The organism is Citreicoccus inhibens (assembly GCF_019039035.1).
GTDB classification, from domain to species: Bacteria; Myxococcota; Myxococcia; order Myxococcales; family Myxococcaceae; genus Citreicoccus; species Citreicoccus inhibens.
In genome coordinates, this window is sequence record NZ_JAHNZT010000001.1 from 419,772 (window position 1) to 446,259 (window position 26,488).

Genomic DNA, 26,488 nt, shown 5'->3' on the forward strand with positions numbered 1-26,488 from the left:
GCCTCCCCCGAGGGCACGTCGGACCGAGCCGCCCGACAAGCCCTCGGAGTCCCTCCTGCTACGCGGCCACGCGCACGTACGTCTCGTAGAGCGCGCCGAAGAAGAAGCTCCCGAACCGAGCCACCGCCGCCAACCGCTGCGAGGTGTCCCGCGCGTTCGTCACCCGCAGGGTGGTGAGCTGACGCGCGAACTCCTCCGCCGTGAGCCGCAGGTAACCCCGACCGATGCACGGCGCCGAGGGCCCCTCACCCCGATGGAGCGAGACGAACAACGTGGTGGTGTCGGACCACAGGTCCAGGCCCGGGTCGTCATGCACGTCCTTGAAGCCCTGGAGGTAATAGCGCGCGCCTGCCTCGGACTGCAGATGCAGCAGGTACACCATGCGCCGGCCGCCGGGCCGCGCATCCTCGCGCGTCATCAATTGCAGCTCACCGCCCGTCACCATGAGCGGACGCGAATCCAGCCCCGGAGCGCTCACAGTGCCCGCGAGTCGCAGTGCGTGGCGCGGCTCACGCAGCGTGGCGTCCAGGTCGTCGGTGCGCACCGTGAGGATGAACCGGAACGGTGCCGCATCCGCGCGCTGAGGGTCCCCCGCCTCGCGGTAGTCCGCGGTGATGGCCGAGGACACGTAGCCGTGCATGGTCTCCGTGAACTGCACGCCCACGGGCACGTCCTTCGCGGGTGCAGGGGCCTCGGCCAGCGGCGTGTAGTCGATGTGCCAGCCATTGCGCCGCGCCATCAGCGCGCACGCGCGCTCGGCGACCGCGGAGATGGTGAGCAGCGGGTTCGTGCCCAGCGCCCGCGGAATCACCGAGCCGTCGCACACGTAGAGCCCCTCGTGGACCCCGACGCCGGAGTCGCCGGAGAACAGGCGCCCCTCATGGTCCACCACGCCCTCCTCCGCGCGGTCGGCCATCACGCAGCCGCCCAGCGGATGGGTGCACAGCAGCTCGTTGCCCGTCAGCTTGGACCAGAGCGGATAGCGCACGAACGTCCCGCCGAGCGCCTCCGTGGCGCGCCGCAATCGTTCATCCACCCGAGTGAAGACAGGCTGCTCACCCAAGCGCGGCCAGTGCACGCGGACCTTGTCTCCCTCCAAGCGCAGCTCACCCGAGCCGTCATCGTGAGACATGACCAACAGCGTCTGCGTGTTCTCCACCGCGCCGTGGTCCGCGCCGCGCACCAGGCTGTCCACCTGACGCAGCCGCTCCTTCACCCAGTCCACCATGCCGCTGTCGGTGTCCTCGCCCACCAGCGCGGCGACTCCCGCGAGCAGCCCGGGCATGAGCGACGCGAACGCACCGGGGATGACGCCATCCTCGATGACCATTCCATCCTCCTGCCGCACCGTGTCCCGCTGATCGATGATGCCCGCGATGCAGGGCCCCACGGGCTCGCGCGTCGCGGGGTCGCGCGCGCCATGCCCCACCGCGTGCACGCGCTCGTCCAGGTTGTAGCCAAACCCCATCACGTCGCCGTTGGCGCTGAAGTGCTGGCCCAGGCGCTTGGACATGCTCAGGCCCAGGGCATGGGAGCGCAGGAGGATCTCCGCCGTGCCCATGGTCCCCGCCGAGAGGACCACCCGGTCCGCGGTGAGCGACAGGTCCGGCGCGCCGAACTTCTCTCGCCCCGCGTTCAACGGGCGATAGTAGATGCGCCAGCGTTCACCCTCGCGCGCGATGTAGCGGACCGCCACCTCGGTGAAGATGCGAGCCCCGTGGCGCTGCGCGTCCGGCAGGTAGTTCATCAACACCGTGTTCTTCGCGCCGGTGTTGCAGCCCGTCGAGCAATCCCCGCACAGGTTGCACGCGGACTGCCGCACGCCCGCGGGATTCACTCCCTCTTCGAAGGTCACGGCCAGCGGAGGACGCACGAGCCGCCCGCCCAGATGCTCCGCCGAGCGAGCCAACGTCCGCAGCTTGGGCAGCGCGGGCGCGTCGTGCGGATACGGCGTGGGCCGGAGCATCTGCTCGGCGTGGTGGAAGCCATCCTCCAGCAACCCCGACACATCCGCGCGCACCGCGGTGGGCCACTTCACGTCCTCGAAGACGCGCGGATCCGGCCGCAGCACCACGTTCGCGTTGATGAGAGACGTTCCGCCCAGACCGCAGCCCGTGATGACAGACAGATCGCCGTTGCGGTGCAGCTCGAACATGCCGGTGGGCGATCCCACGTCCATGTCACCCGAACCGGGCGGCAGGTGGAGCTGGAACTCGCTCAGCGCCTGCGAGGCGGTCGTCGGATAGTCCCCTGGGCGAAGCTCCTTGCCTCGCTCCAGCACGCAGACCTGTTGACCGGCGCGCGACAGGCGACTGGCCGTGATGGCGCCGCCATAACCAGACCCCACCACCACCACGGGGTAGTGCGGTTCCAGTTCGTTCCACGGTGAAGACACCTTCTGCATCGCGCGTGACTCCTGTTTCTAGTCCACCAGCCGCAGGCCGCGTGGCGCCGCTGGCGCGGGAGGATGCTGCGCGTCCCGCGAGAGGAGATCCACTTCATGGAGCGGCGAAGGCTCCCGAGGCGCCGTCGGCTCCGGGAAGCGCCGCGCCTCGTACCGAGCGCATGCCACGTCCAGCTCGGCACCCACGCCCGCCGTGCGCTCCGCCACCTGGGATGCCAGCCCCGCGCCGGACTGGAACACCAGTTCGCAGTAGCGCCGCGAGGAGTCGCCTTGCCCCAACATGCCCGAGCGAACGGGCAGCACTGTCACACGCAGGACCGCATCCCCCTGGTCCGCGCAGGCCCTCCGCAGCAGCGGAAAGACCGCCAACAACAGCTCGCCATAATGCTCCGCGGGCACGAGGAGCCCCACGCCATCACACGCCCCCACGGGCAACTGCTCCACGTCATGAATGGATGCCAGACGGGGATGGAGCAACCCACCCACAAGCCACAGGCCCGCGCGAACCCGCCCCACCCCGCGCGAGCCCCAGCCCGCGATGCGACGGGCTCCCGTCCAAGTGCCCTGCGTCCAGGCCCGCGTCAGCAAGCCCAGGGAGCGCAGCGGCACGTCTCGGTACGTCGAAAAACGACCCCAACCCCAGCGACGCGTCGCGGTTCCTCCTTCGGCGTATACGCCCAAGGCCATGCGCGCATCGTCCGGCTCTTGGACTCGTGCGAGCGTTCCGCGCACGAAGTCCTCCAACCCCCGCGCGCTCACGGACGTCCGAAGCAGCCGAGGCTCCCGCTTGTCCCCAGGCAGGATGTCGAGCATCAGTCGGACGAGCACGCCGTAGCGCCCCGCTCCCCCCAGGAGCCGCTGGAACACCCGGGGCTCGTGTGCGCGGCCACAGCGACGCAGGACGCCCTCCCACGTCACGTACTCGAGCTCCCGCACATTGTCGATGAACAGTCCATGGCGCAGCGAGGCCGGGCCCGCGCCCCCCATCGACGCCCAGCCGCCCGCGGTGGTCCGCGCGTCTCCACTTCCGATGGGCAGCCCGAAGCCACGCGCCAGCAGATAGGCATCCACGCTTTCGAGCCGCGCGCCGGCCTCCACCGTCACGGTGCGCGCCCCTTCATCGAGTGCCGCGATGCGCTCCAAGCTCGCCAGGGACAGCACGGCCCCACCTGGAGGAACAGGCGTCTGGCCCGTGGACGCCCCACCCCGGAGGACCAGTGGCTGCGCCAGGGAATGGGCCTCACGCACCGCCGCCACCACCTCATCGGGGGTGCGCGGCCGGTAGACCTTGCCCGGGGCAGCCGCGGCGTGGGCAGCCCCACGAGAGCGAGAGTAGAAGGACGTCATCTCAACCAGGTCCCGCGAGGGCGGGCTCTCCATCGCCCAGGCAGAACGTCCGGATTCCGAATCCTTGAGTCCGACCCCGGGGCGGGCCCGCACACCCCGAGGACCGAGGCTAGATCCGCCCGAACGGAGGACACGTGAGATCCACGGGAGGACTGCTCGTGGTCGCGGGCGCGGCGCTGATGCTCATCGGCCTGCTGGTAGGCACGGGGGCGCTGTCGTGGTTCGGGCGACTGCCGGGCGACCTGCGCTTCGAGACCGAGCATACGCGGGTATACATCCCGCTTACATCCATGCTGTTGCTCTCCTTGGTATTCAGCCTCGTCGCCTACGTGGTGCGTCGGATGCTCTAGGGAGCTTCGGAGCGCTCGACTTCGACCGGGGCAGCCCTGCTTCGGCTGCTTCGCCGCGCGCGCGGCGGAACGCATTCACCAAGCGATGTGCGTGGCGCGTCGTCTCGGGCTCGCGATAGCGGGGGCTCAGCTTCAACACCCACTCCACCGCCGTCTCCAGGTCCATCAAGTGACCCGGGGAGACATAGACCGGCTGCACGGACGCGCGGGTGCGCACGGCCATGCCCACGACCTCGCCCTTGTGGGTGATGGGAGCGGTTGCGCCCCGAGACGCCTTCAACTTCCCGAAGCTGCCCACCAGCAAGGACTTGGCGCAGCCAATGGACGGGATGTCGAACAGCAGTCCGCCATGACAAGCCAGGCCCACGCGGCGCGGATGCGCTGTCCCGTGTCCATCGAACACGAGCAGGTCGGGCTTCGGGTCGAGCCGTGCCCAAGCTCCCGCCACGATGGGCAGCTCACGAAAGGACAACAGCCCCGGCACATACGGGAAGCGCAATGGGACCGCGACACACGACTGGGTCACCGGCGCCAGGGATGGCACCTCCAACACCACGACTCCGCCGTAGCCCGTGTCGTTCCCCTTCTCCGTGGAGATGTCCGCGCCCCCCACGCGCTGGACGCGCAGCCCTGGAGGTGGGTGCAGGACCAACCGCTCGCGGAGCTGCCGCTGAAGCTCCACCGCTTCGGTGGGGGTCACATCCCAGTGGGACAAGTCGTGTGGGGAGGGAGCCATCCCAATCCTCGTGGCGCGGCGCCGCGGCGCGGAAACAAGTGTGCACCGGGTGCGAGACTGGGACCTCGCGCGTCGCATGCGCGACAAGCCTCCGTCGGGCACACGACGCTCCGGGTAGGACGATGCCGCGCCCCGACCTGAATTCTCGCAAGGCCGGGAGTAGAGTCTTGCGTCCCAGGCAGCAGTGTCGATTCACGCTGGAGCCCGCGCCACCATGGCCGCGCCTGGGAGTCATCGCGGAAGGGGCCGGGACCCGAGCGGTGCCCGTTGGGGGGAGGTCGTGATGCGTCGTGTCCTTGCAGGCTGTCTCGCGGTATCCGCGCTGGGGTTCGCGGCGCCCGCCGCCGCGTCCGAGTGCGGCTCCACCAGCGCGGGTTGGAACGCACCCAACGGCGCCGTCGTGCTCTCGCGGAGCGACGGGCCCATCAAGGACGTGCTCAACGCCGTCGGCGAGTACCGCACGCACTCCATGCTCTCGCATGGCGCCAACGGCGGCGTGACGCACGCGACGATGAAGGACCCCGCGCAGAACGGGTGGCCCTCGGTCTGTGCAACGCCGCTCAATGCCACACAACTCCAGTATGGCTATCCGGGCCTGGAGCAGATCAACCAGGGCGGCATCTATCATTATCTCTATGACCCGGACGGCTCAGGCCCCGAGTTCATCGCCTGGCAATTGGGGGACGCCACCGGCGCCGCCACCGTGGCGGACACGATGTGGTTCAACCACCCCTATACGACCGATGCCTCGCTGGTGGACTCCAGTCAGGTCATCGACCGGCCGCTCCGCAATGGCGATCGCGTCAGCTATTCGCTCTATCAATACCGAGACCTGGAGTCGGTCGCGTCCCTGCCGGGAAACTCGGTGAACAATGGCATGGTGTGCTCGACGTTCCTCGCCTATGCCCACAACTACGCGGGGCGCGGCTTCGTGAGCGCGTACACCTATCCCCACGACCGCATCGCCTCCGCTGCGGACTCGCTCTACACAGGCATCTACAATCACTGTAAGGAGTCGCTCGGCTGGTTCCAGAACGCGGCGCTGACGGTCATCTGCCCGGTCTTCTGGAACGTCTGCGGTAACGCTGGCAACCAGGTGGCCAACTGCATGACGAGCAATCGCTGCGACACCAGCACCAGCGTCATCTGGCGCGCGACGAAGAACGACGGCAATGCCACCGCCACGTCCATCAGCCCGGACCGGATTGGCGGCTGGGGCGTGCACCCCGTCAACACCACGCTCTGGGCCACGGACTATTCGCACCAGGTCCAGTGGAACTCCGGCGGCAACGTGTACGGCTGCTGGCAGTAGGTCCACCTCCAGGGAAGGGCACACATGTCCGAGATGGACCGAACCCGGCGCCGGGCCCGCCTCGGCGGCCTCGTGGTGGGATTCCTCGCGGTGGTTCTGGGGCTGGGCTGGCTCTATGCCTCCAGCGCGGAGCCACCCCACGTGGCGGCGCTACCTCCCGCGGCACCCACGCGGGAGCCCGCGCGAAGCGACGAGGCACCTCCGGGCGCGCAAGCCGCGCGGCCTCCGGGCGCGTCGGCGTCGCCTCGGTCATCACCCGAGGCGGAGGTTCCACCGCCCGTCATCGACTCGGTGAGCGTGGAGAAGTCCGAGGTTTGCTCCGGCGAGGACAACCTCATCAGCGTGAAGGCCCACTCTCCAGATGGAAATGACGCCTATCTGCACAGCACCATCGGCAACGGTTCGGGCGCCCGCGTGCCATTGCGCGTGTGGCTCAATCCCGACGGCAGTTTCGAGCCCCAACACGTGACAGTGTTTGGCAAGAACAACGTCGCCACCTCGGTGGACGTGCCACGCTACACAGTGAAGGACTGCCAGCCCGAGCGCATCGTGGAGGTGTTCTCGCGCCAGCTCCCCAACAGCGAGGAGGATTACGAATTCCTCGCGAGGCTCATCGAGCTCCCCGGACGTGAGCCCCAGGGCACACGCAAGCCCTTTGTCCCGGCTCGGTTTGTGTGGACCTTCGATGACGCGGAGACGGTGACGACGACCGTACCAGTGGTGTCCCATTCGCTCACGTCCAAGTCGGGGCGCCCCTGGGCCATGTATGAACAGCACCTGGTGCGCGTGGAGGTCTCGGATGGAGCGGGGCGCAAGCTGACGGGGCGTTCGTCCCTCCAATTGCTCAACCCCGCCTTCGAGAACTTTGACAAGAAGGGCATCGTCACGGTGTTCGCCACCGGGACGCCTCGCTTCCCCGTGCAGGGTGATGACGGCGTGGTGCGGCAGACCTTTCGTCTGTTTCACCGATGGAAGGGCTCGGTGCGGGTGGACAAGGTCACCGCGCTGCGCGCCCTCGCCGCCCCCGGAGATGCGCCTCCACTTCCAGAGCAGTCGGAGGAAGTCTCGCTGGGCGTCAGCGCCATTCCCGAGGGGCGCGGAGTCGAGGTCCCCGTGAAGCTCGACACGAAGGCGGACCCGCAAGGGGTGTCCGTCACGTATGTGCTGGAAGGCACGAGCGCGGATGGGCATCCGGCCCGCGGAACCTTCTCCGTGATGCGTCCGCCACCGCGCCCCACGAAAGACAACAGCACGCCCGTCACGGATCCGCTGTTGCTGGCGAAGGTCAAGCGAGCGCGGGAGCTGCTCCATCAGGAGTTCGTCACCGACGAGGACCTCTGGCGTCTGGAGCGCGAGGGTCGCTTCGCGGACCTCCACAGGTGAAGCGCTGACGGCCCCAGCTGGGGAACTCCACCGTCGGTCAGGATGAAGTCGGGGCTCGCGTCCCGCCCCGGGCCCCACCGCCATGCCTTTGCGGCGGACGGTGGGAATCCCACCAGGAGACGCGCACCATGGCCAACCTCAACATCACCTATGACGGCATGTCCGCGGACGTGTCGCTGGAGCTGGACCGACCGGTGTCCGACGGCGACCTGCGGCGCATCGCGGTGGAGCTGATCCGCTCTGGCGAGGTCCCGGGAATGCAGCTCACCCAGATGCGCCCGGACGCCTTCCAGCACTACGTGGTCGACCGCTTCCGCGGTCCCCGTGGCGAGGAGCGCATCTATCTCCGCCCGAAGGTTCCCTTCGGCGCGCGCTGAGGTCTCCCATGCGAATCGTCTTCTGTGGTGTGGGCGCCATCGGCTCCGCGACCGCCGTGCTGTGCCGCAACCTCGAGGGCTCGCTCGTGTTCGTGGACTTCGACCGCGTCGAGTCCAAGAACCTGCTGGCGCAGGCCTACGTGAAGCCCTCGGTGGGAAAGAACAAGGCCGAGGCGCTGAAGCTCCAGTTCCTCAATCTCCATGGCGTGAAGACCGAGGCCTTCGGCGTGCGGCTCACGCGCGACAACGTGGCCACGCTCTGCGGAGGCGCGGACCTGCTGGTCGACGCGTTCGACAACCAGGACGGCCGCCGGTTGCTGAGCGACTTCGCGCGCCAGACGACCACGCCGCTCATCCATGGCGCCGTGGCCGCGGATGGGACCTTCGGATTGGTGCGCTGGGACGAGCACTTCGTCCCGGACGCGGAGGACAATCCCGGGCAGCCCACCTGCGAAGGGGGCGCGCACCTGCCGCTGCTCGGCCTGCTCTCCGCCACGCTCGCCCGCGCCATTCAAGACTTCCTGAAGCATGGCGTGAAGCGAGACTCCTTCGTCACGTTGGGCGCGGTGACACCGACGCCCTACGCCGCCAGCTCGACTTGATCCAAGCCCGCCTCGGACATGAGCGCGGCCAACTCGGCCTTGAGCTTGTCCTTGGCGCGAATCTCCAGCTGGCGGGCGCGCTCCCGCGAGAACCCGAAGTGGTCCCCCAACTCACTGAGGGTCATCTCCGAGTCGCTCATCACGCGCTGCTCGATGATGAAGCGCTCGCGTGGGTCCAACCGCATCAGCGCCTGCTGCACGAGCGCCCGGGTGAGGTCCGCCTGCTGACGGTCAGCGACCTCATCCGCCTGAGACGCCGCCTGAGACTCCACGAAGTCCAGGTGGGTGGCGTCACCGTCCTCGCCCATGGGCGCGTCCAGGGACAGGTCCCGGCCGCCCATGCGCTGCTCCATCTCCCGCACCTCGGACGCCTTCACGTTGAGCTTGCGGGCAATCTCCTCCGCGTTGACGAGGCTCGCGTCCCCCGCGCCCAGCTTCTCCAGCTCGCGCCGCGTGCGCGACAGACTGAAGAACAACCGGCGCTGGGCCTGCGTCGTGCCGAGCTTCACGAGGCTCCAGCTGCGCAGGATGTAGTTCTGGATGTACGCGCGGATCCACCAGACCGCGTACGAGATGAGGCGGATGCCCTTGTCCGGATCGAACTTCTGCACCGCCTTCATCAACCCGATGTTCGCCTCCTGGATGAGGTCGGACATCTTGAGCCCGTAGGAGCGGTACTCGTACGCCACCTTCACCACGAAGCGCAGGTTGCACGTCACCAGTTGGTGCCCCGCCGCGAGGTCGCCCTGTCGATAGAGCCGTGAGAGGGATTGCTCCTCCTGCTGCGTCAGCAGGGGGTGCTGGTTGATCTCCGACAGGTAGGTGGAGAGGGAATCCGCGGAAGAGAACGAAGAGGAAGCCGGCATGGTGGTTCTCGGGGGAAGAGGACGCTGGGACCACGGAGGCGGTATGCCTGGGACCATTAGCAACCCGCACGCCAACCCCGAGGACCGGCATTCCCGAGTGACTCCAGCGGCTTGCGCCGAACCCCACTCATGCCTAAGGGAGAAAGTCGGTCATTTTTACAGACACGTTTTCGAAGACTCTTCCGATGCTTCCTCGCTTGCAGTGAGTTCAACGCAAGCGCACGTCCAGACACAGGGTGTGCACGGGTAAGAGACCTCGCGAACGTGGGGCAACTGGTCTCCCACGGAGCGGACACCTAGTGTGCCAGCCCATGTCCACAGCAAGACGCTCCCCCTGTCACCGCCTCAACCGCTCCCTCCTCCCCGCGCTGCTGTGCTTGCTCGCGAGTTCCGCCGCGTGGGGCCAGGCCTCGCGCACGTGGGTCTCCGGCGTTGGCGATGACGTCAACCCGTGCAGCCGCACCGCGCCCTGCAAGACCTTCGCGGGGGCCTTCGCCAAGACAGCCCCGGGCGGAGAGTTGGACGCGCTCGATCCGGGAGGCTTCGGCACGTTGACCATCAACAAGTCCATCACCATGGATGGCGGCCCCAACGCGGGTGGCATCCTGAACACGGGGACGCACGGAATCATCGTGAACGCCCCCGGCGCGGTCGTCATCCTGCGCAACCTGGTCATTCAGGGCGCGGGCACGGGGCTCGATGGCATCCGCATCCTCGCCGCGAGTCAGGTGTACGTGGAGGGCTGCTCGCTCATGGGCTTCACGGGCTCGGGCATTCATGTGCTCACGGATGCGGGGGCCGTGCAGCTCTTCGTGCGGAACACCTCCATCAACGGCGCGTCCTCCAAGCCACCCGCCGCGCCCACGGACATGACAGCGGGAATCCATGTCGAGAGTGGCTCGGCGATCATCGACCATGCGCAGGTCGTCTCGGCCATCACCGGCCTGGGAGTGCTGGGCACCGCGCAGGTCACCGCGCATGACCTGACGCTTGCGGGCAACACGGGCGAGGGCGTTCACGCGGTGGGCAGCGCGAAGGTCACCCTGGAGCGCGGCGTGGTCGCGCAGAACGGCACGGGCATCAAGGCAGACGCTCCCGCCCTCGTGCGCATCTCGGATGTGATGGTGGGACACAACCCGGGCAAGGGCCTGGATGGCAACGTGGCGTCCTACGGAAACAACCGCGTCGCCGCCGGGAACGGAACAGATGGCGCGCCCTCCTCCACTCTGCCGCAGAACTGAGGCGAGCGATGTCCGCTGCCTTGCACCGACTCTTCCTCTCCGCCTTCCTGTTCGCCTCCGCTCCCGCGCTCGCCCAGGCGAGTCGCACCTGGGTCTCAGGCGTGGGCGACGACGCGAACCCCTGCAGCCGCACCGCGCCCTGCAAGACGTTCGCGGGCGCGTACGTCAAGACCGCCCCGGGTGGAGAAATCGACGCGCTCGACCCGGGGGGCTTTGGCCCGCTCACCATCACCCACGCCATCACGCTTGATGGTGGCCTGCATGCGGGCGGAGTGCTCGCCACGAACGTCCCTGGCATCATCGTGAATGCCGGCCCGACGGACGTGGTGATTCTCCGCCGGCTGAACCTCAGCGGCGGAGGCACGGGCTCCGGCGGAACCACGGGCATTCAATTCAACAGTGGCCGCGCGCTCTACGTGGAGCGCTCTCGCATCCACGGCTTCGCCCAGGACGGCATCCGCTTCGCGCCCGTGGACGGAGGCCAGCTCTACCTCGACCAGTCCTCGGTCTTCGCCAACGGCGGCGCGGGATTGACCCTGGGCTCGACGGGGTCGAGCGCCGTCGCCGTGCTCTCCCGCAGCGACCTGTCGCGGAACCAGCGCGGCCTCGCGCTGAGCGGGGGCGCGTTCGCCACCCTCTATGACGACACGGTCTCCGGAAACACGGAGGCGGGGCTCTGGGTTCGCACGGAGGCGGGCACCGCCGCGGAGCTCAACGTGGAGAGCCTTCGCTTGACGGGCAACGGGGTGGGAATCCACGCGGCCTCGCTCGGCGCGGACAGCCGCGCCCTCGTCCGATTGTCGAAGGCCGTGGTGCAGTCCAACGCACAGGCCAGCACGCGCCTGCTGGGCACGGGGGCCATCCTCTCGTTCGGCAACAATCGGATGGAGGCCACCTCCACCACGGCCTGCGCGGCGGGCACCTTGTCCCTGGAGCCCTCCGCCCTGACGACCACCCTGCGAGGCAGCCCCTTCGCGCCCGTGGAGTTCGCGACGCTCGGCGCCCTGGGCATCGCGCGCGTCGCCGTCACGGGGGCGCTCCCGCGAGGCCTCACGCTCACGGGAGGCGTGCTCTTCGGAACACCCGAGGAGGGCGGTGACTTCCCCCTGACCCTCAGCGCCACCGACGGCAACGGCTGCACCGTGTCCCGCAACAGCACCCTCACGGTCACCTGCCCGCCCATGGCCCTCACTCCGGACACGCTGCCCGACGCCACGACAGGACAGCCCTACCCAGCCGCCGCGCTCACGCACTCCGGCGGCGTGGGCACCAGCACCTTCAGCCTCGAGGGGAAGCTCCCCATCGGCCTGGAGTTCAAGAATGGCGCGCTCACGGGCATGCCCACGCAGTTCGGAGAGTATCCGCTCACGGTGAGCGCGACGGATGAGGGCCGCTGCTCGGCGAGCCACGCCTATACGCTGAAGGTCATCCGGTCGGCCGACTTCCAGGAGACCCAGGCGCAGCTCACGGCCTCCGCCAACCCTGTTCATGAGGACGAGTCGCTGACCTTGACCGTCCAGGTCCAGGGTGGCACCGGTGAGCCCACCGGCACCACGACCCTGCTCATGGGCACCCAGGTGCTCTCCACGGTCGCGCTCCAGGGACGCCAGGGGCGCCACACCGTCACGGGTCTCCAGCCCGGGCACTACACGTTCACCAGCATCTACAGTGGCGACACGCGCTTCGGCGGGAGCGTGAGCCCCACCGTGGAGTTGGAGGTCCTCAAGAAGGCCCCCGCGACACCGGATGCCCCGAGTACGACGCAGGACAAGGGCTGTGGCTGCAATGAGTCCGGTGCGTCGGGAGGCGTCGCGCTGTTGCTGCTTGGCGTCCTCCTCGGCAGGCGTCGCCGCGCCGCCTGAGCCGGGCGGCCATTTCACGCGGAGGTGCTGCAATCCGCACCTCCGCGTGTCAGGGCGGAAATTCCAGCTTCGTCGCTCTCGCGCGAAAGGAGCGGCGGCCATGAAGTCCTCGACAGTGCAAAGCCCGATGAACCCCATCTATCCACCGAACGCTGACAGTGGCATTGGCGCGCAGCGACTGCGGCGCTCGCGGCAGTTCGTCGCTCCCCATGGTCGTGGCTGGGATTCCGTCCTCCCGCCCAACCTTCCGCCCGGTTCCTGACGCCTCACGCCCCGTCGAGTGACGGGCGTGCTTCGCCAGAGGCCGGGCTCCCCCGCGGAGACCCGGCCTCTCTCGTTCCAGGGTCTCCCACCTCCTCCGAGCAGTTTTCCACCTGGGTGTAGCTCAGCTTGGCTAGAGCGCACGGTTCGGATCCGTGAGGGCGCAGGTTCGATTCCTGCCACCCAGACTCCGGCGCATGCGGACGCAATCCCTTGCGCCAAGGACGTCGTGCCATGGAGACCTTGGTCCTCAGTTCATCCTACGAGCCGGTTGCCCGAGTCCCCTGGCAACGCGCGGTGATGCTCCTCTTCCAGGGGAAGGTCGAAGTGGTCGAGGAGTACGAGGACCGCGTCGTCCGCTCGGTGACCGTGGCCATCCGGATGCCGTCCGTCATCCGCTTCGTGCGCGGCCTGCGTCGAGGCCCCCGAGGCATCAAGTTCAGCCGCGAGAACGTCTACATGCGCGATGGCTGCAAGTGCCAGTACTGCGGCCGGCATGTCTCCCGCGCCGAGGCCACGTATGACCATGTGGTCCCTCGAGCCCAGGGCGGGCGCACGAATTGGGAGAACATCGTCATCGCGTGTGTGCGTTGCAACCAACGCAAGGGGAACCGGACGCCCACGCAGGCGGCCATGGCGCTGCGGACGGTGCCCGGCAAGCCGCGCAAGCTGCCGGACTCGGTGCACCTGACATTCCTCTATGAGAAGGGCGTGCCCGTCTCGTGGCGCAAGTTCCTCCGGGACATCGAGTACTGGCACGTCGAGCTGCTGGCGGACTGACGTCGCGCGGGACACGCAAGGTGTTCCACGCGACGTCTGCCCCATCCCTCGAAGCGGAATGGTTCGCGTGCAGGGAGTCCTTAGCGTCTGGCGAGCCGGGCCCCGCGGGGTTCGGCGCAGAGAAAGGCCTCAAGCATGCCGCTGTTCCGCACCCGTCCTCGCGCCCTCGCGGGCTTCCTCTTCCTCGCCACCCTCGTCCCGCTGGGCGTGGGGTGTGGCTCGTCGGACTCCGGCTCCGACCCGGCCACGCATCCTCAAGACGTCCCCCTTCCGACCGACGCGGAGCGAGAGCGCATCGAGAAGGGCCTCACCGTGGCGCCGGTCGCCATCAATCTGACCGGTCTGGACCGCGACCTGGTGGGCCTGGGCAGCTACATCGTCAACGCCCAGGGGGGCTGCAATGACTGCCATACCAATCCGCCCTACACGACCGGCGGCGATCCCTTCAAAGGACAGCCCACGCAAATCAACACCGCGAGCTACCTCGCGGGCGGCATGGTCTTCCCGGGGGGCGTCACGTCCACCAACATCACGCCGGACACCATGGGGATGCCGGCGGGGCTCACCGTCGATGAGTTCCTGGGCGTCCTGCGCACCGGCAAGGCAGACGGCAACCTGCTGCAAGTGATGCCCTGGCCCATCTACTCCAACATGAGCGAGCGGGACATGCGCGCCATCTACGAGTACCTGCGCTCCATTCCTCACGCCGAGCCGGGCTCCAGCACCATGCCCTGACGCGCACCCGCCTCGTCGACCGGTCCTGGCAACGCTGTTCTCGGGATTGCCAGCTCACCGCCACGGTTCAGTGGGGGTAGAGTATCGCGGCGCTTGGGGGCGCCCTGACCGACATGGCGACGAGGAAGAGCGAGGACCAGGAGAGACTCATCGACCGCGACCTCACCGCGCAGGCGCGCGACGGCAAGCTGCCGGCCGCGCACGGCGTGGATGCGGCCGTGACGGAAGTGCTCGCCCTGCTCACCCGGGGCGGCAAGCATCCCCTGCTCGCGGGAGAGGCAGGGGTCGGCAAGAGCGCGCTCGTGCAGGAGGTCGCCCGGCGCATCGCCGAGGGCCGCGTGGACGCCGAGCTGACCCAGGCGCGGCTGGTGGAGGTCTCCGTCGCCAACATCCTGGCGCGGAGCACCCAGCGCCAGGCGGCCGAGAGCTTCGAGGAGCTGCTGTCGCACCTGGGCCGGCACCCCTGCCCCATCGTCTACATCCGCGACCTGCCCGCCGCCTTGGGGGGCCCCCTGGCCCCCGTCGCGGTCCGCGCCCTGCGCACCGGCGGGCTGCGCTTCATCTTCGAGACCGAGCCCAAGCGCGTCCAGGAGCTGCTGCGCGCCGACGAGGCCCTGGCCGAGCGCCTCCACCTGTTGCCCATGCACGAGCCGCCGCTCGAGAAGGCGCGGTGGGTGGTGGGGCGCGTGGCGGAGGAGCTGGAGAAAGAGCTGCGGCTGCCCATCGACCCCGCCGCGTGTGACATGGCGCTGCGGCTGTCCGCCAAGTTCCTGCTGGCCCAGCGCATGCCGCGCAAGGCCATCGAGCTGCTCAAGGAGACCGCCGCGGAGGCAGCCGGCGCCGCGCGCGATCACGTCGGGCCCGAGGACGTGCTCACGCGGTTCTGCGCCGCCACGCGCCTGCCTCGCTTCGTGGTGGATGACGCCCTGCCGCTGGACCTGGAGGAGACCGAGCGCTTCTTCGGGGAGCGGCTGCTCGGCCAGACCGACGCGGTGGGCGCGGTGCTGCGCTCGGTGGCGTTGCTCAAGGCGGGACTCAACGACCCGCGCCGCCCACTGGGCGTGTTCCTGTTCGCGGGCCCCACGGGCGTGGGGAAGACGCAGTTGGCCAAGCTGCTCGCCGAGTACCTCTTCGGCTCGGCGGACCGCCTCGTGCGGCTCAACATGGCGGACTACCCCAACGACGGCGACGAGAGCGTTCCCTTCGGCGCGGCGTGGGCCCCCGCGCTGGAGACGCGGCGCGGAGAGCTCTCCGCGCTGCTCGACGGCAAGGTGTTCTCCGTGCTGCTGCTCGATGAGTTCGAGAAGGCCGCGCGCAGCGTGCACGACCGCTTCCTCCAGCTCTTCGACGAGGGCACCTTCGTCAACGGCGCGGGCGAGACGGTGTCATGCAACAACACGCTCATCGTGGCCACGTCCAACGTGGGCGCGGAGGTCTACCGAGAGCCCGGCCTCGGGTTCTCCAGCCCCAAGCGCGCCGAGGAGCAGGTCCACGAGGTGGACCGGCGCATCGCCGAGGCGTTCCGTCCCGAGTTCCTCAACCGCTTCGACGCCCTCTGCCACTTCCGGCCGCTCTCCAAGGTGGACATCCGGAAGATTGCCCAGCGCGAGGTGGGGCGCGTGCTGGAGCGCGAGGGCATCCGCGCCCGGGCCTTGGACGTCGAGGTGACACCCGAGGTCGTCGACTTGCTGGTGGAGCGCGGCTACTCGCCGCAGTTCGGCGCTCGCTACCTGCAGCGCGAGATTGAGAAGACGCTCACCGCCGCGCTCGCGGTGGAAATCGCCCGTCGGCCCCTGCCGCCCGGGACCCCCGTGCGCGTGGAGGCGCGGGTCCAGGGCAAGGTGGTCGCGGTGGCGGAGCCCATCCCCGCGCCCCGCGAGGTGACGGCACAGTTGCTGCTGCCCACCGCCAAGGCCGCGGCGGTCAAGCGCCGGCTGGACCGCAAGTCCGTGCTCAGCGAGATGGACCGGATGGTGGGCCGAGCACGCGAGCTGGCGACGTCCTCGGGGCGACCGGAGCTGGAGGTTCGTCGCACGGCGCTCCTCGCGGAGACGCAGGCCCCGGACCTCTGGGACGACCCCACGCACGCGGCCGAGGTCATCCGAGCGTTCCGCGCGGTGGAGGCGCAGATCAACGAGTTGGAGCGCCTGGAGGCCGCGTGCCTCTTCGCGCGGCGGCTGGTGCGCGAGGCGAAGAACGAGGTGCAGCTCGCCTCGGCCGCGAAGCAGGTGGAGGACGTGGCGCGCGAGGTCCAGATGGCCGAGGCCATGCACGCCTCCGGCGCCACCGCGCGCGACAACGAGGCCCTGGTGGACATCTGCGCCAGCGACTCGGCGGAGGCCCAAGAGCTGTGGGTGCAGGAGCTGGCCAGCATGTACCTGGGCTGGGCCCAGCGCCGCGGCTACGAGGCCATGGCGGTGGCCGAGGCCGAAGCCCCCGCGCGCGTGGTGGTGCGCATCGCCGGCCCAGGAGCGTTCGGGTTCCTGTCCGGCGAGGCCGGCATGCACCGGCGCATCGAGGAGGAGAAGCGGCAGCGCGCCTATGTCCGCGTGCACCGGGGCGGCCCGTTGGAGGAGGAGGAAGAGGAGCTGCTGGACTTGGGAGGGCGCCCCATCAAGAGCCACGAAGGGGCCTATCTCCAGCGCGTGCGCACCGAAGTGACCGCCCGCGACGAGTCCACCGGCCGGGTCATCACGCTGGCGGGCTCCAGCGAGTTGGACGAGCTGAAGGGCATCGCGGCCCGCGTCGTCTCGGGACAGGGAGGCAGCACCGAAGAAGCGCGGCGCTACTACCTGGGCCGAGGGGCGAGGGTGGAGGACCCGCGCACGGGCGCCGGCACGCCGCGGGTGAAGGATGTCCTGCGCGGTGAGCTGGATGTGTTCATCGCGGCATGGATCTCCCGCCCTCCCGCCGAGCCGCCCGCCACCGGGAGCTGACGGCCACAGCGCGCGCTCAGGGCAGCAGCCCCTGGGCGAGCCCCAGCCGCATCACCTCCGCCAGCAAGTCCAGGCCCTGCGCCGTGTTGACGCGAGCGTGCGAGGTACCGCCGCTCATCACCTGCACCGAGCCGCCCATCACGAACGGCACGGGGCGCTTGCCCAGCCGCATGAGGCGCTCGTCGTGGAACGCCCGCGGCGCGCGCTCTCGCAACAGCCGCGCGAGCATCACCATGTTCGCGGTGCGCACCGGCTGGAGCGCGGGGCCCAGGCACGAGAAGTCCAGGGCGTGCTCACGCAACACCGCGCCCTGGCCATCCCGAGAGAAGACGAAGATGACCTGCGATGTGTCCTCCCCCGTCGAGCGGACCTGCGTCTGCGCGGTCCGCGTCATCTTCAAGCCACCCGTGACGAGCGCCGTGCCAAGCGCGAGCCGCCGCGACTTCTCCGTGTGCTCGCTCTGCGTCCGCACCAGGCTGAGCCCCCGGAAGATGGCGACCACGTCCTCCCACGCCATCTCCAGCGGAGGCCCCGACCGAGGCGAGAACGTCACCGAGGTGTCCGCGAAGGTCACGGTGCGCACCAGCGTGCGCCCCTCCTCGACCGTGTGCTCGTCAACAGCCAGGGCCGCGAGCCCCGCCCCGCGCAGCTTCGCCACCAGCGCATCCGCGACGTCGGGGGCGAGACGGGCCAGCAGGGCGGGCGGCTCGGGAGCCAGTCGCATCCGGGCTTCGGCCGGCGCCATCCCCGCAGAGGAGGCGAGCAGTGCCTCGGCGGAAGAGACATCACTCACGGGACGGACGAGCGCGACAATCTTCATGGCATCCCACCCCTTCGTGCGACAGCGCCCGCATTCTCGCTGAAAACACGGGCGCTCGCGCGAGCCCCGCTCCGGCTCAATCCAACAGGTGGGGATTGCGCAGGATGAGCAGCCCCGCCTGCACGGTGCTCACGTAGTCGTTGAGCTGCCCGGTGCGCGCCAACTCGCTCGCGTCACGCGTCCCGGACGAAGCCAGCACGCCATCCACCAGCGCCTCGCCCTGGTTGTAGGCCGCCAGGGCCAGCCGCCAGTCGCCATACCGCGCATGCAGGCTGGAGAAGAGGGCCGCCGCGGCCTCCGTCTCGCGCTCCACGTCCAGCCGCTCGTCCTTCGTCGCGTCCACCGTGAGGCCGTAGTGGCGCGCGGTCTCGGCGATGAACATCCACACTCCCGCCCCGCGCGGTCCGCGGGCCATGGACGGCTCACGCGACGTCTCGGGCAGATTGCTCACCGCGGACTCGACCATCGCCACCGCCACGAGCCCCTCGGGCAGCGAGTGCTGGCGCAGCGTGCGGGTGAGCGTCTCGCGGCGCGGGCCCAGGTTGGTCAGCGCCTTGCGCATGAAGTCGCGGCCCTTGGGCACCGTCACGAAGGCATTGAGCTTCTCGAGGACCTGCTCATCCACCACCACCGGCAGGTCTCCCTCTCGCGCCGAGGACTTCGCGAGCGCGCGGGCCTCTTCCAGGTTCAGGGCTCGGCCACGCGAGGCACTCTGCGCCCACAGCGCCAGCGGCGTGAGCACCAGGGCCACGCTCGCGACGAGCGCGGTGGCGCGGAAGGGACGAACGGGACGCGACTGGAACAACATGTGAATCCTCCTGACGGTGGGGTGAGACATTCCGGTGACACCCGCGGCGAGCGGGCGCCCGTGAGGGATGCGAAGCGAGGCCTGCAACAGGCACTCGGCATAGGGGCCGGGTTGCGCCTTGCCTGTCGCCACGAGCGCCTCGTCACAGGCCATTTCCTGTAGCGAGGCCAACCAACGACTCGCGGCGGCCATCGCGGGGTTCCAAAAGAAGACGCTGTCGAGCACGACGCGGGCATAGGCAAACACCGTGTCGCGCTGCCGATGGTGTTGCAGCTCGTGCAGCACCGTCATCCGGAGAGACTCCGGCTCGGCCAGCAGGCCCCCGGGCACCACCACCCAGGCCCCGCGAAAGGGAAACCAGACGGAGTAGGCGGAGCCATCCGCGTCGTCCACCGCGATGGCCACGCGGCCCACCTTGCGCGCGAGCGGCAGGGCCTCCAATCGCCGCAACAGCCGCCGCTGCTGCCCGAGGCGCCAGACCAGACACCCCACCGCGCCAATCCCTACCGCGAGCCCCGCCACCACGCCCCAGGGGAGCACCGGCGCGGAGCCTCGCGCGTGAGTCGTGCGGCTTCCTCCCACGGCCTCGCGCGAGGGCTCCGGCAACCTGCCGGTGTGCCGCACCACGGACCGCTCGAAGGAGAACAACGGCCCCACGGGCACAAACCCGCGCAAGGCCAGACACGCCAGCGGCAACCCCACGGCCACCGCCAAGGTCAGCCGCCCCGCGCGCAACGCCTGCCGCGAGGAGAGCGGCAACCGGCCCCGCTCGCTCCACCACAGTCCCGCGCGCAGCAGCCCCAGCCCCAACGTGACGAGCAGCGCCACGATGACGTAGGTCGCGAACAGCTCCTGGAGCAGCGCGCTCACGACTTCGTCCCCTTGCGCCCGAGCAGCTTGCGCAGTTGCTCCACCTCCTCGGCGGACATCGGCAGGGCTTCCACCAACCGCGCCACGAGCGCGGAGGCCGTGCCGTCAAACAGCGTGTCCACCAGGTGGCGCACGCTGTGCGCCTCGTAGGCCTCCCGAGGCAGCCGCGCCGAGTACAGGTGGCCACGCCCCTCCTTGCGGCTGCGCACCACCTCCTTCTGCTCCAGGATGCGCAGGACCGTGGAGACCGACGTGTACGCCAGCTTGCGCTCTGGAGGCAGCGCCGCCAGGACGTCCGCGACGCTCACCTCGCCCAACCTCCAGACGATGTGCATCAGCTCCAGCTCCACGGGCGTGAGCTGCCGCGACTCCTCGGCGGGCAATGACTTGGACACGGGTGACGCCTCCTGACCGCGAACAACTAAGGGCTTAGTTTCGAAACAACTAAACCCTTAGTTGAACCACGTCAAGTCGCCCACTCGCGCCAGGCCCAGCGCGCGCGTCACGGCCCGGGAGGGGCTGTAGGCCTTCGCCGCACCCACCTCAGGCAGATGGGCGTGGGGGTGGAGGGCCGCTCGGTGGACGTGCCAGGGGGTGAACTTTCCCACGCACCCCACGGGCCGAGTCCTTAGACTGCCCCCACATGCTCCACGTCATACCCCTGGGTGGCCTCGGCGAGATTGGCCTCAACGCCATGGTGCTCGCCTGTCGCGGGGAGATGCTGCTCATCGACGCCGGATTGATGTTCCCCTCCGAGGGGATGCCGGGCGTCGACATCATCATTCCGGACTTCACCCACCTGAAACAGAACGCCTCGCAGCTCAAGGGCATCCTGCTCACGCACGGCCACGAGGACCACATCGGCGCGCTCCCCTTCCTCTTGGGAGAGGTGCCCGTGCCCGTCTACGGCACGCGCTTCACCCTGGCCATGGCGCGCCAGCGACTCAACGAGCTGGGCATCGCCGCGGACCTGCGGGAGATCGACCCGCGCACGCCCTTCCCCGTGGGCACCCAGTTCACCGTGGAGGCCAGCCGCGTGACGCACACCGTGCCGGACGCGGTGGGCTACATCGTGCGCACGCCCGAGGGCACCGTCATCCACACGGGGGACTTCAAGTTGGATCCCGACCCCATCGACGGACTGCGCACCGACCTGGAGCGCTGGGGTGAGGCCGGCGACGAGGGCGTGCTGTGCCTGCTGTCGGACTCCACCAACTCCGAGGTGATGGAGGAGACGGGCAGCGAGCGCGTGGTGGAGCAGACCTTCGAGCGCCTGTTCCGCGAGGCCACCGGCCGCATCGTCGTGGCGATGTTCTCCTCCAACATCCACCGCGTGCGGCACGCGCTGACCCTCTGCGAGAAGCAGGGACGCAAGGTCGCGCTCATGGGCCGCAGCATGATTCGCAACGTGGAGCTGGGCCGCGAGCTGGGCTACCTGGACTTCCCGGACACGCTCTTCATCCACCTCGACTCGGTGGCGCAGCTGCCCGCCAACCGCGTGCTGGTGCTCACCACGGGCGCGCAGGGCGAGCCTCGCGCGGGCCTCTCGCAACTCGCCAGCAACGACGGTGCCCTGCGCCTGGAGTCCGGCGATCTGGTCATCCTCAGCTCGCGCCCCATCCCCGGCAACGAGCGCTCGGTGGGCGCGCTCATCGACCAGCTCCACTGGCGCGGGGCGCGCGTCGTCTACGCGCAGGTGGAGCCCGGGGTCCACGTCTCGGGGCACGCCAGCCGGCCGCAGCAGAAGCGCGTGCTGGACATCGTGCGTCCGCGCCACTTCATCCCGGTGCACGGCGAGGTGCGCATGCTCCACCGGCACCTGGCCACGGCGCGCGAGGCGGGGCTCGAGCCTGGGCGGCTCTTGCTCGCCCACGACGGCGACGTGGTGGGCTTCGAGGACGGCCACGGCCGCTTCACGGGCAGCGTGCCGTCGGGCCGCATCCTCCGGGACCGCTTCGGCGGGGGCATGGTGACGCCGGACACCCTGGTGGAGCGCACGCGCCTGGCCGAGACGGGCCTGGTGGTGGCGGTCATCGTCATCCAGCGCGACACGCTCAAGATTGCCGGGGGGCCGCAGCTGTCCGGCCAGGGACTGTCCGCCGAGGAACAGGGCGCCCTGCCCCGCGTGGCCGAGGAGGCCCGCGCCTTCTTCTCCGAGCTGTCCCCCCAGCTCCGGGGCGACGATGCGCTGGTGCGCGAGGAACTGACACGGGCGGTGCGGCGCGCCTTCAAACCGTACACCGCCCGCCGCCCCCTCGTGCTGCCCATGGTCGTCCGGGTGTAGGTGTGGTAAGGGCGCGCGAAGCCCCCCATGCCATCCTTCGACGTCGTCTCGAAAATCGACCTCGCCGAGCTCGATAACGCGGTCAACCAGGCCAAGAAGGAGCTCAGCACCCGCTACGACTTCCAGGGTGCCCAGGCGGACATCGTCCTGGCTCCGGACCAGACCTCCCTCACCGTGAAGGCCAACAGCGAGGACCGCGTCCAGGCCGCCAAGGAAGTCCTGCTCGCCCGGCTGGCCAAGCGCGGCATCAGCCTGCACGCGCTGGAGTACGGCACGGTGGAGAAGACCGGCCTGCACAACGTGAAGCAGCCCATCAAGCTGCAGCAGGGCATCCCGGTGGAGAAGTCCAAGGAGCTGATCAAACTGCTCAAGGACTCGAAGCTGAAGGTGCAGGCCTCCATCCAGTCGGATCAGCTCCGCGTCACCGGCAAGAACCGGGATGACCTCCAGGAGGTCATCGCCCTGTTCCGCCGCGAGCAGGACCGCCTGAAGCTGGACATGCAGTTCACCAACTTCCGGGACTGACACCTTCGAACATGCGCACCGTCCTGCTGCCCTTGTGCCTGCTGCTGCTCGCCCTGCCCGCCTCGGCGCAGGATGACCGGACCAGCCGCCCCGTCCCCACGCTGAAGAAGGCGCCTCGCCTGGAGGCCGGCCTCAAGGACTTCGTCCCCCCGCTCGTCATCAAGCCCGAGCCTGCCCCGGGCGCCTCGGCGAACTTCACTGCCAAGGTGGGCTGGCGCAAGGACATGCTCTTCGTGGGCGTGGAGGCCACGGATGATCAGCTCCTCGCGGGCGACGTCCTCAACCTCACCCTCTTCTTCCCCGGCGCGGGCACCACGGCCACCGGCTACACCTACCGCTTCGCCTTTGATGGCAAGCGCGCCTCGGGCTCGGACAGCGGGACGCCGCGCTTCGCGCAGGACCTGGTGAACGCGGGCGTGCAGCGCCGCGGCGACACGCTGATGGTCATGGCGGCCATCCCCGTGCGCGCCCTGCCGCGCTTCCCCGCGCGCGACCCGCTGGTGATGGAGCTGTGCCTCACCTTCGAGGACCAGGACCAGGTGGGCAGCAAGGCCGTGCCGGTGTCCAACTGCAAGGGCGGCACGACCATGGTGGGGGACGCGCTCCGCCTGCCGGACGAGCTGCGCAAGAACCTGAAGCTCAAGCCCCCCGAGGCCGTCACCGCGCTGGAGTCCGCCGCGGGCGGCTGGCTGGGATGGGACCTGCTCAGCTACCCGGCCTGGGTGCAGGCGGATGAGCCGCTCACACCCAGCACGCTGAAGCCCCTGGTCGCCCCGGGCGCGGTGGACCCCGCCAAGGCGGACCTGAATGTGCCCGAGACGCTCAGCCTTCCGGACGGGCGCCCCATCATCCTCGTGGTGTCCGGGAAGAATCCGTATGCCGTCGCCGGTCAATGCGACTCGGACGACGAGCTGCGGGTCGCGCTGTATGTCGTGACGGGGAAGACGGCGCTGCGGGCGCTCGAGTGGCCGGTCGCCACCTGCGCCCTGGGACGCGCCAGCTCGGTGGTTCTCGAAGATGAAGGCGCGCTGACCATCGGTTACTCGAACGGCGCCACCATGAACTTCGCCTGGAGTGGAGACCACTTCGAGCGGACCGAACTCGGAAAGCGGTAGGACGCAGTGGAAGACACCAAGAGCCTCTACATGATGACCCTCGGCTGCCCGAAGAACCGGGTTGACTCCGAGGTGATGCTGGGCACGCTGAAGAACCGGGGCTACTCGCTGGTGCAGGACCCGGCCGCGGCCCAGGTCATCGTCGTCAACACGTGCGCGTTCATCGGTCCCGCCAAGCAGGAGTCCGTGGACTCCATCCTGGAGATGGCCGAGCTGAAGAAGTCCGGGGCGTGCCAGACGCTCGTCGTGACGGGCTGCCTGTCCCAGCGCTATGGCGCGGAGCTGTCCAAGGAGATGCCCGAGGTGGACCACTTCCTGGGCACCAGCGCGTACGCCCAGATTGGCGACCTGCTCGCCGCCGAGGCCTCGCCCCGGCAGGTGATTCCGGATCCGGACTACATCCACGACGCGAACACGCCGCGCATCAACTCGATGCCGAAGTACACGGCGTACCTCAAGATTTCCGAGGGCTGCGACAACGCCTGCGCCTTCTGCATCATCCCCACGCTGCGCGGCGGTCAGCGCTCGCGGCCGGTGGCGGACATCATCGCCGAGGCGCGCCAGCTCGCCGACAGCGGCGTGCAGGAGCTGAACCTCGTCGCGCAGGACCTCACGGCCTACGGCCATGACCTGCCGGGGAAGCCCAAGCTGCACGAGCTGCTCAAGGAGCTGGTGAAGGTGGACGTGAAGTGGATCCGCCTCCACTACGCCTACCCGCGCGTGTTCCCCGACGAGCTCATCGACGTCATCGCCTCCGAGCCGCGCATCGCCAAGTACCTGGACATGCCGGTGCAGCACGCGAGCGACAAGCTGCTCTTGTCCATGAAGCGCGGGCGCAACTCGCAGTTCCTCAAGGAGCTGCTGACGAAGCTGCGCGCGCGCGTGCCGGGCCTGGTGATGCGCACCTCGCTCATCGTGGGCCTGCCGGGCGAGACGGAAGAGGACTTCGAGCTCTTGAAGGAGTTCGTGAAGGAGCAGCGCTTCCAGCGGCTCGGCGTCTTCCAGTACTCGGACGAGGAGAACACGGCCGCGTACGACCTGCCGAACAAGGTGCCGCAGAAGACCATCGAGCGCCGCTGGCGCGAGGTGATGGCCATCCAGAAGCGCATCAACCGCGAGCAGAACAAGCAGCTCATCGGGCAGCGGCTGACGGTGCTCGTCGAGGGCCCCAGCGCGGAGTCCGAGCACCTGCTGGTGGGCCGCCACGAGGGACAGGCCCCCGAAATCGACGGGCAGGTCTACATCAACGACGGCCTGGCGTACCCGGGCGAGTTCGTCACCGTGGAGGTGACGGAGGCGCACGACTACGACCTGGTGGCGCGCGTGGTGGAGCGCCCGGACCCCAAGCAGCGGGAGCACATCGCCCGTGAGGCGCACCCCGCGCCCGTGCCGGCGAAGGCGATGGTTCGTCCCCCGGAGCCGCGGCCGGAGTAGTCGCGGCGTCTAGTGTGGATCCTCGGGCTCCAGCTCGCGCTCCTCGACGGGAGGCGGCTGCGGGCCCGAGCCTTTTGTGGGCGCCGCCACGCCCTCGCCCAGCGGCGTGGGCTGGCACTCGCACACCGTACGGCGGGAGGCCGTCTCGGTGACGAAGGCGCAGGTGGTGGGGCACTCGGACTGACGGCCCTCTTCCACCAGCGACAGCGCATACCCTCGCGCCGCGCCCAGCGCCGCATGGCACGCGGGCAGGGTCTGCGCCAGCGAGGGCCACGGCAGGCGGTGCTGCGTGTTCGCGCCGCGGCTCGTGGTGGGGAAGCTCAGGCCCACCTGGCAGCCCGTCTCCAGGCGCTTGCCGTCCTCGCCCAGCGGCTCCGCGTACAGGCGCGCGCCCTCGGGCACGTCGCGGTACACCGCGCCTGAGATGGCCACGCCCTGGTCAGGCTCGCGCCGCACGAAGAAGCCGTAGCAGGCCTCCTCGCTGAACGCACCGCTCGCGTCCGCGCACTGCTGTCGTCCACCTCCCTCGGGCACGCGCACGCGCGGGCGGCGCAGCACCAGCGCCCCGCCCTGAGCGTCCACCGTCGTGGAGAAGCGGCCCCACACGTCCGGGCCCAACCGTCCCAGGCTGCTCTGTGAAGACCAGCGCCCCGCGGCCTCCAGCACCAGGGGGCGCGCGCCCATCCCCTCCGCCACCTCCATCGCATCCACCGCGAAGGTCCTCGGCGGCAGTCCCGCCGCGGTCTCCAGGGGCTGGAGACCCACGCCCATCGCGGGCTCCACCGCGAGGCGCGAGAAGGGCTCGCGAGTCCCCAGCACGAAGGGCCCGGTGAGGCTCGCCTCGCCCTGCGTCACCCGCGCCGCGAGCAGGGGCCAGTCGCCCACGGGCTCGCGGCTGAGCTCCAGCACGCGAACCTCTTGCGCGGTGCTGCCCCCGGCCAGCTCCGCTTCATGGGTCGCCAGGGGACGCGTCGCGGAGAAGGTCACTTCGCGGCGCAGCGGATCCACCGTGAGGGCGTACGACGCCAGCGCGTCCTGCCCCAGCGTCACCGCGCACGCCTTCTCGCCGGACAGCGTCACGGTGCGCAGCGGCGGAGAGACGGTGCCCACGGTGAGCGGAGGCGCGGGAATCTCCGGCCACGCACGAAAGCCTCCCGAGGGCTCAGGCACGCGCGCCGTGCCCCGAGCCTCGGGCAAGCCACCGTCGAAGCACCCCGCCGACACCATTGAGAGGGGCCGAGACACATCCAGCACCACGGGCACAGAGCGTCCGCTCAATCGCCCCGCCACGGTGAGACGCAGCGCGGGTGAGGAGAGCAGCGGCAGCGTCTGACCGGACAGGCTGGTGGGACGCGGGGGCGCGGCGGGAGCGTGCTGGCACGCCGCGCCGCTCAGCAGGAGCATCGCGAACAGCGAACGTCGCATTCTCCGAACCTACAC

General features: G+C 69.5%; 22 protein-coding genes and 1 tRNA gene. 15 read left to right on the forward strand and 8 right to left on the reverse strand.

The genetic code is table 11. The features are described 5' to 3' along the window. Positions 1-58 precede the first annotated feature (58 nt). Positions 59-2,404 (reverse strand): GMC family oxidoreductase N-terminal domain-containing protein, encoded by a 2,346-nt coding sequence (locus KRR26_RS01625; RefSeq protein WP_217078960.1) that lies wholly within the window; start codon positions 2,402-2,404, stop codon positions 59-61. Positions 2,405-2,422: 18 nt separating this feature from the next. Beyond that, entirely contained in the window at positions 2,423-3,751 is a 1,329-nt protein-coding gene (locus tag KRR26_RS01630; protein ID WP_217078961.1) for an FAD-binding oxidoreductase, read from the reverse strand. A gap of 158 nt (positions 3,752-3,909) precedes the next feature. On the opposite strand from KRR26_RS01630, the gene KRR26_RS01635 reads away from it, so the two are divergent. Continuing rightward, entirely contained in the window at positions 3,910-4,101 is a 192-nt protein-coding gene (locus KRR26_RS01635) for a DUF2905 domain-containing protein (RefSeq protein WP_328707040.1), read from the forward strand. Here the strand turns inward: KRR26_RS01635 and nfi are convergent. Next, on the reverse strand, positions 4,064-4,837 hold the full coding sequence (gene nfi, locus KRR26_RS01640; RefSeq protein WP_120205065.1) for a deoxyribonuclease V: 774 nt from the start codon (positions 4,835-4,837) through the stop codon (positions 4,064-4,066). The two genes, KRR26_RS01635 and nfi, sit on opposite strands and share 38 nt — an antisense overlap. Positions 4,838-5,120: 283 nt before the next feature. Here nfi and KRR26_RS01645 point away from each other — a divergent pair, with 283 nt between their 5' ends. The 4 genes from KRR26_RS01645 (at position 5,121) to KRR26_RS01660 (ending at position 8,511) form a co-directional block, all read left to right on the forward strand. Beyond that, on the forward strand, positions 5,121-6,149 hold the full coding sequence (locus KRR26_RS01645) for a hypothetical protein (protein ID WP_120205063.1): 1,029 nt from the start codon (positions 5,121-5,123) through the stop codon (positions 6,147-6,149). A gap of 24 nt (positions 6,150-6,173) precedes the next feature. After that, positions 6,174-7,532, forward strand: coding sequence for an alanine and proline-rich secreted protein Apa (locus KRR26_RS01650; RefSeq protein WP_233576812.1), 1,359 nt, complete (start codon positions 6,174-6,176; stop codon positions 7,530-7,532). A 128-nt stretch (positions 7,533-7,660) separates the two neighbouring features. Then, a complete protein-coding gene (locus KRR26_RS01655) occupies positions 7,661-7,909 on the forward strand; it encodes a hypothetical protein (protein ID WP_120205062.1) in 249 nt (82 codons plus the stop codon). Positions 7,910-7,917: 8 nt separating this feature from the next. Next, on the forward strand, positions 7,918-8,511 hold the full coding sequence (locus KRR26_RS01660) for a ThiF family adenylyltransferase (RefSeq protein ID WP_120205059.1): 594 nt from the start codon (positions 7,918-7,920) through the stop codon (positions 8,509-8,511). Here the strand turns inward: KRR26_RS01660 and KRR26_RS01665 are convergent. Then, the gene (locus KRR26_RS01665; protein ID WP_120205058.1) at positions 8,490-9,377 is read right to left on the reverse strand and encodes an RNA polymerase factor sigma-32; all 888 of its coding nucleotides are present in this window, start codon (positions 9,375-9,377) and stop codon (positions 8,490-8,492) included. The two genes, KRR26_RS01660 and KRR26_RS01665, sit on opposite strands and share 22 nt — an antisense overlap. Positions 9,378-9,688: 311 nt before the next feature. Here KRR26_RS01665 and KRR26_RS01670 point away from each other — a divergent pair, with 311 nt between their 5' ends. From KRR26_RS01670 to KRR26_RS01695, 6 genes are all read left to right on the forward strand, one after another. Continuing rightward, the gene (locus tag KRR26_RS01670; protein WP_120205056.1) at positions 9,689-10,618 is read left to right on the forward strand and encodes a right-handed parallel beta-helix repeat-containing protein; all 930 of its coding nucleotides are present in this window, start codon (positions 9,689-9,691) and stop codon (positions 10,616-10,618) included. Positions 10,619-10,626: 8 nt separating this feature from the next. Next, positions 10,627-12,480, forward strand: coding sequence for an Ig-like domain repeat protein (locus tag KRR26_RS01675; RefSeq protein ID WP_217078962.1), 1,854 nt, complete (start codon positions 10,627-10,629; stop codon positions 12,478-12,480). Between the two features lie 374 nt (positions 12,481-12,854). Continuing rightward, positions 12,855-12,929 (forward strand) — tRNA-Pro (locus KRR26_RS01680). Positions 12,930-12,975: 46 nt separating this feature from the next. Further along, positions 12,976-13,521, forward strand: a complete 546-nt coding sequence (locus KRR26_RS01685; protein WP_217078963.1) for an HNH endonuclease — start codon at positions 12,976-12,978, stop codon at positions 13,519-13,521. A 135-nt stretch (positions 13,522-13,656) separates the two neighbouring features. Next, positions 13,657-14,256 (forward strand): cytochrome C, encoded by a 600-nt coding sequence (locus KRR26_RS01690; protein ID WP_217078964.1) that lies wholly within the window; start codon positions 13,657-13,659, stop codon positions 14,254-14,256. Between the two features lie 113 nt (positions 14,257-14,369). Beyond that, the gene (locus KRR26_RS01695) at positions 14,370-17,192 is read left to right on the forward strand and encodes an AAA family ATPase (protein ID WP_120205050.1); all 2,823 of its coding nucleotides are present in this window, start codon (positions 14,370-14,372) and stop codon (positions 17,190-17,192) included. A gap of 16 nt (positions 17,193-17,208) precedes the next feature. Here KRR26_RS01695 and KRR26_RS01700 read toward each other — a convergent pair whose 3' ends face one another. The 3 genes from KRR26_RS01700 to KRR26_RS01710 all read right to left on the reverse strand — a co-directional run bounded on the left by KRR26_RS01700 (position 17,209) and on the right by KRR26_RS01710 (position 20,085). Next, positions 17,209-18,012: a hypothetical protein gene (locus tag KRR26_RS01700; RefSeq protein ID WP_217078965.1), complete on the reverse strand. Its 804-nt coding sequence runs from the start codon at positions 18,010-18,012 to the stop codon at positions 17,209-17,211. 76 nt (positions 18,013-18,088) lie between these two features. Beyond that, positions 18,089-19,690, reverse strand: a complete 1,602-nt coding sequence (locus KRR26_RS01705) for a M56 and MltD domain-containing protein (protein ID WP_217078966.1) — start codon at positions 19,688-19,690, stop codon at positions 18,089-18,091. Beyond that, positions 19,687-20,085, reverse strand: coding sequence for a BlaI/MecI/CopY family transcriptional regulator (locus tag KRR26_RS01710; RefSeq protein WP_199723740.1), 399 nt, complete (start codon positions 20,083-20,085; stop codon positions 19,687-19,689). Before KRR26_RS01710 ends, KRR26_RS01705 begins: the two co-directional genes overlap by 4 nt. Positions 20,086-20,333: 248 nt before the next feature. Here KRR26_RS01710 and KRR26_RS01715 point away from each other — a divergent pair, with 248 nt between their 5' ends. The 4 genes from KRR26_RS01715 to rimO are packed head-to-tail and all read left to right on the forward strand — an operon-like array spanning position 20,334 to position 25,048. Beyond that, positions 20,334-21,974 carry a ribonuclease J gene (locus KRR26_RS01715; protein ID WP_217078967.1) on the forward strand — a complete coding sequence of 547 codons (1,641 nt, stop codon included), beginning with the start codon at positions 20,334-20,336 and terminating at the stop codon, positions 21,972-21,974. Positions 21,975-22,001: 27 nt separating this feature from the next. After that, on the forward strand, positions 22,002-22,499 hold the full coding sequence (locus KRR26_RS01720; RefSeq protein WP_120205044.1) for a YajQ family cyclic di-GMP-binding protein: 498 nt from the start codon (positions 22,002-22,004) through the stop codon (positions 22,497-22,499). 11 nt (positions 22,500-22,510) lie between these two features. After that, the gene (locus KRR26_RS01725) at positions 22,511-23,614 is read left to right on the forward strand and encodes a DOMON domain-containing protein (protein ID WP_120205042.1); all 1,104 of its coding nucleotides are present in this window, start codon (positions 22,511-22,513) and stop codon (positions 23,612-23,614) included. Positions 23,615-23,647: 33 nt separating this feature from the next. After that, on the forward strand, positions 23,648-25,048 hold the full coding sequence (gene rimO, locus KRR26_RS01730) for a 30S ribosomal protein S12 methylthiotransferase RimO (RefSeq protein WP_236068223.1): 1,401 nt from the start codon (positions 23,648-23,650) through the stop codon (positions 25,046-25,048). 9 nt (positions 25,049-25,057) lie between these two features. Here the strand turns inward: rimO and KRR26_RS01735 are convergent, their stop codons facing one another. Further along, positions 25,058-26,473 carry a hypothetical protein gene (locus KRR26_RS01735; protein WP_120205038.1) on the reverse strand — a complete coding sequence of 472 codons (1,416 nt, stop codon included), beginning with the start codon at positions 26,471-26,473 and terminating at the stop codon, positions 25,058-25,060. Positions 26,474-26,488: the final 15 nt, after the last annotated feature.